Origin of the sequence: Salifodinibacter halophilus (assembly GCA_012999515.1) — a bacterium.
GTDB classification, from domain to species: domain Bacteria; phylum Pseudomonadota; class Gammaproteobacteria; order Nevskiales; family Salinisphaeraceae; genus Salifodinibacter; species Salifodinibacter halophilus.
In genome coordinates this window covers 1-315 of record JABEEB010000115.1, presented here as the reverse complement: position 1 = coordinate 315, position 315 = coordinate 1, and the positions used below count along the sequence as shown (strand labels likewise).

General features: G+C 66.3%; 1 protein-coding gene. It reads right to left on the bottom strand.

The annotated features are described in order from the left end of the window. A partial coding sequence (locus HKX41_10940; protein ID NNC24646.1) for a hypothetical protein occupies positions 1-315 on the bottom strand: 315 nt, incomplete at both ends.

Below are 315 nucleotides of genomic sequence, written 5' to 3'. Positions count from 1 at the left end.
CGTCTCGGCGATGATGTCGACGTCGTAGATGCTTCCCGAGGCTGAGCGAACCTCGTACTGGCCGCCCTTCGCAAGGAGGGAGACGTCCATCTCCTCGTCGATCGCGCGCTGCGTTCGGGCTTCGAGGCCTCCCGTCTGCGCTTGGTCGCTCACGGCTTCGCGAGCTCGGACGTCGCCCGCACAGCCACCGTCAGTCGCGACGGCCTGTGTGTCTCGTTCGAGGCGCTCGTCGAGTCGGTCCTCGACGGGATGGCCGATTGGCCAGCAGTAGTGGACTTCACGACGACCACGGTGGTCGTAGGTGCCGACGTCGAC